Origin of the sequence: Neisseria sp. HMSC068C04 (genome assembly GCF_001810105.1) — a bacterium.
In the GTDB taxonomy this organism is placed as follows: Bacteria; Pseudomonadota; Gammaproteobacteria; order Burkholderiales; family Neisseriaceae; genus Neisseria; species Neisseria flavescens_B.
This window is the reverse complement of the sequence record NZ_KV799995.1, coordinates 1-3930: the sequence shown is the minus strand read 5'-3', so window position 1 is coordinate 3930 and position 3930 is coordinate 1. Positions and strand designations below refer to the sequence as shown.

At 49.2% G+C, this 3930-nt stretch carries 4 protein-coding genes and 1 pseudogene; 1 reads left to right on the top strand and 4 read right to left on the bottom strand.

The window, feature by feature from the left end:
* Nucleotides 1-563: pseudogene (locus tag HMPREF2700_RS09470) on the bottom strand (RHS repeat protein); the annotation flags it as partial.
* 33 nt (nucleotides 564-596) lie between these two features.
* On the opposite strand from HMPREF2700_RS09470, the gene HMPREF2700_RS12040 reads away from it, so the two are divergent.
* Nucleotides 597-746: a hypothetical protein gene (locus HMPREF2700_RS12040; RefSeq protein ID WP_283129704.1), complete on the top strand. Its 150-nt coding sequence runs from the start codon at nucleotides 597-599 to the stop codon at nucleotides 744-746.
* Here HMPREF2700_RS12040 and HMPREF2700_RS09465 read toward each other — a convergent pair.
* From HMPREF2700_RS09465 to HMPREF2700_RS09455, 3 genes are all read right to left on the bottom strand, one after another.
* On the bottom strand, nucleotides 739-1980 hold the full coding sequence (locus HMPREF2700_RS09465; RefSeq protein ID WP_070591729.1) for a type VI immunity family protein: 1242 nt from the start codon (nucleotides 1978-1980) through the stop codon (nucleotides 739-741). The two genes, HMPREF2700_RS12040 and HMPREF2700_RS09465, sit on opposite strands and share 8 nt — an antisense overlap.
* Before the next feature lie 69 nt (nucleotides 1981-2049).
* Nucleotides 2050-3174, bottom strand: coding sequence for a VRR-NUC domain-containing protein (locus tag HMPREF2700_RS09460; RefSeq protein ID WP_070591728.1), 1125 nt, complete (start codon nucleotides 3172-3174; stop codon nucleotides 2050-2052).
* Nucleotides 3175-3178: 4 nt separating this feature from the next.
* The coding region (locus tag HMPREF2700_RS09455) for a DUF2345 domain-containing protein (RefSeq protein ID WP_141745848.1) at nucleotides 3179-3930 on the bottom strand (752 nt) is incomplete at its 5' end.

The window sequence follows — 3930 nt, the reverse complement described above, 5'->3', positions numbered from 1 at the left end:
CTGCCTTGGGTGTAATGGTAGCGGGTGATTTTACCGTCAAAGCCTTTTTCTTCGGTCAGCGCGCCGACACTGTTGTAGCGGAAGCCGTAAAGATCACCGTTTTGGTTCAGCAGCCCGACCAAACGGCTGTTGAGGTCATAGCGGTATTGGACTTGTTGTCCAAGTGCATCGGTACGGATGAAGAGACGGCCGCCTTTGTCATAGGTATAGTGAGTGCTTTGCTTGAGCGGATCGGTATGCTCAAGCAATCTGCCTTCCGCATCATGCAGATAGGATTCCCTCGTGCCGTCTGCTTGGACCACAACCTCGGGATTGCCCCTTGAGTCGTAGCTATAGTGTGTGCTATTGCCTTCGGCATCGGTTTGGGTTTGCAGACGGCCCCTATCATCATATTGCCAGCGTCTGGTATAGCCGGAGCAGTCGGTATGACTTAAGATTTGTCCGTCCTTTGTCCAAGTCAGGGTTTTAATACCTCCGAGTGCGTCGGTGATTTCTATCGGTAAGCCTGCATCATTGTAGCGATAGTGGGTTTCGTTCTCTTCGGGGTCTGTTTCGAGAATCATGTTGCCGTTGGCATCATATTGACGCAACCAGCGGTGTCCCTCGGGATCGGTAACGGCAGTCAGATTATTGTCGGCATCGTATTCGAAAGAAACGACACTGCCGGTGGATGGTCAATAGGAGGGGATTGGTGGTGGAAAGGCCGTCTGAAAGTGTTTTTCAGACGGCCTTTGATGTCTATCTGAATGAGGGGACTACTTCCAATGTTCCGCCGTCATCCCTGCTGATTAGTCTCCACAAAGTCTGCGCCAGTAAATCTTCGGGCTTGGGCACATCGGGAAAGGGCTTTCCCTTTTCCAAATGTATGGCTTCCCCGTCATGGTTGAACGGCTGCCATACGCCGCTGTACGGCACACGGACGGTTTCGCCGTTTTCCACCAGTATCGGCGCGGTTTTAACGGCTTTTCCCTCCGGGTTCAATACCCCGTCCTTCATATTCGGGTTGTCCCAGCGGTGTGTCCAGTAATAGGTTCTGACAGCATCAAAATGGGGTGTGTCGTAAAGGTGGTGCAGGCGGTTGGGAACAGCTTTGATGACCGGCCTTAAGGCTTCGTTCAATGCCTGGTAATTCAAAGGCAGCGGTTCGCTGGCATCTCCGACATCGGGCAGTTCGTCGGTTTTGATGACGGAAACGCCGTTTGCCTGCGTTTTGACCGTGATTTCGGGGTATTGCTCCGCCAGCCGAGCCCATACCTGCGGTTCGATACGCATGGATAGGGATTTGCCTAGAATGGTGTACCAAGCGATGCTTTTTATGGCATCTGGATAGTCTGAATCCCCCATAAAGGCGGTACAGTTGGGCATTACATTGTAGTAGTGGGTGGCAACCTGGTATTCGTGTGGCTCCCATTCATGATACCCGTAAGGAAGAATACACTCCAAGCCCGCGTAGCCGTGCAGTACGTCGAATTTTGCGCACAGGTAATCCACCCATTCTTCAAATTCCGCCCGTTTGGTTTCATCCTTCAGCCAACCGATTGGAAAGACAAGCCGTAAATAGCTGAGTAGGTTGTAAACGCTTTCTCCTGTCGGGGAGGTAGTTAGGGTTTCACAGGAGTAATCACTGGCATAATCCCCTTTTCGTTCAGAACTGATGAACAAAAAAATTCCTTTATTTTTTTTTGCATGGCTCGATAATTCGCCAATAGTTTTAATAAACTGCCCTGAGTTAAATTTAACGAATCTCTTGCCTTGTTCGCTACCAAACAGACCATTTAAATACCTGTCATATTCTTCTTGGTATCTTTTGAACACATCCAATACCTTTCGCTGCCCGCTTTCACTCCCGCCGCCGTAGAAATATATAGTAATGCCCAGCCCCATCTTGGCATACAGCCTGTGTTCGTCGTCGTACAGTTCGCAACGCTGCGCATGAAACATGATGTCGTTCAAACGGTTTTTTTGTCCTTGAGGGGTCATGCTTTGTCCTTTCGTAGAGATTGAATATTTTAAGCCGTCTGAAAAACCGTTTTCAGACGGCCTGTTCGCTTACCTGGCCGCCGCACCAACTGCTGCCGCACCTACTCCTATAGAAGTCAAAAAAGCCTGAACCGAAGCGGCGTAGGGCGCGGTTCCCGTCCCAGCAGTGAAAAACGTAACCGCCGCACCAATGGCAATAACTAGAACCACCACCGCGCCGACGGCAATCACCTGCATCCAGTCAATCTTTTTGATTTCCTCTATTGTCCAGTCGGTAGCCCTTTTCAGGGCTTCGAAAGCAGCATCTAACTGCTTTTGCGTCCAAATTTTAAGCGTCCTACCCTGTTCATCCATCCATTTCCAAGTATTGGTTGCCGCATCTCTGATCAATTTTCCTCCCTCAAATATCCATGGCGCATGATTTCGTAGATATTGTTCTGCTTCTCTAGAATATTTTGTAATTTGTTTAGAAGCATTTCGGTAGGCTTCTTGTGCTGCCACTACTACAGAATCGACTACCCGTCCACCACTGCGTATCCATTCCTCATAAAAATAACCTTTAGGCTGCGGTTTGTCTGCATAGACAGGCAGAGGTTTCTTGACCAGTATGCCTTTGCCCTTGGTATCGTCGTAGCTGGTTACCTTTAATACGGTAAAGCGTTCTCTGCCTCCTGCAATTTTTTCATAATCCCTATCTTGGTCTTTGCTGAGTTGATCCCCTTCAAATTTCACCTCCACCACCCGCGACAGATTGTCCATATACGCTTCACCCGTCGGATAGGTCGCCGCCCTCCCGGGCCAGCGGATGTTTTTGTCTTTAACGATGATGATGTCCGGCCGCCTGCGTTGCGCGCCGGGTATGATCTGGCCGAACGGATTGTGAGAATGGCGGCGGTTTTTGTCTTTGCTATTCGCCGTTAATACGGGAACAGGTGTGCCTCTTAACGGGACATTGAATGTTACTTCCGCCTTGTAGTACCATAAATAATCGTGGTTTTTTTCATCCAGCCATATCATCAGGGCAACAGCAAGCTGTTTCATATTGACATCGCTAGGTTTGCCCCTCAATGTCCTGATGATTAGCTTTGGAACAACACTAGCTGCTCGAAGTTTAGGGTCAAGATACCCTTGATCTGTCGCTCGTTCTAGCTGAGCATAACCTTTTTCCACACTAATGCTGGTAACAATTCCCATATTTTTACTCCTGAATCATTTTATCGTCATGCACAAAATCCAAATGCAGATTCTCTTTCCCGCCTCCGCAAAGGTATAAGGTTTCTGTTTTTGTTTTTTCCTGTTCAGGTAAAACCAATTCGACACGTTGCGGTTCGGCACTGAATACGGTATGGGTTTTCCCTTCATGGTCGGTTTTCCCCGAATATTCCGTACCATCTGCCAGTTTTAAAGTGTATGGTTCGTTATATAAAGGTTTACCGTGTTGGTTGGTTAATTGATAAAGTGCGCCATGATTTGGCTTGAATGGAGGAAGCCCAAAATTTACCTGATTAACCCCACTGATCACCAACGGCGCCCTCACCCGCACCACCTTCGGACTCCCGATCTCCACTTCCCCGTTGCTCAACTTGATATACGCCCCTTTGCAGGTAATCAGTATCTCTTCCTTCGCCGCAATGGTGACTTTCCCTGCGCTGCTGGTTAACGTCGCATCCTTCAAAGCATTCAGCTGCAACTCGTCATTCTGTGCCTGCACTTCTACTTTGCCCTGATTGGCCTGCATCTTGATGCCGCTGCTTTGCGCAAACAGGTTCAGGCTCTCTGCCGCATGGGCGGTCAGGCTTTGGCCGGCGGTAATGTCGGTATGGTTACCGCTGACCAGGTGGATGTTTTCATTGGCGGTGTGCAGTTGGCTTTGCTCGGTTGCTGTGGCAATACCGGCCGGAGCGGTTTGGATTAAACCTGCCTCTTTCAGGTCTTTAAGGGCGTCTTTCA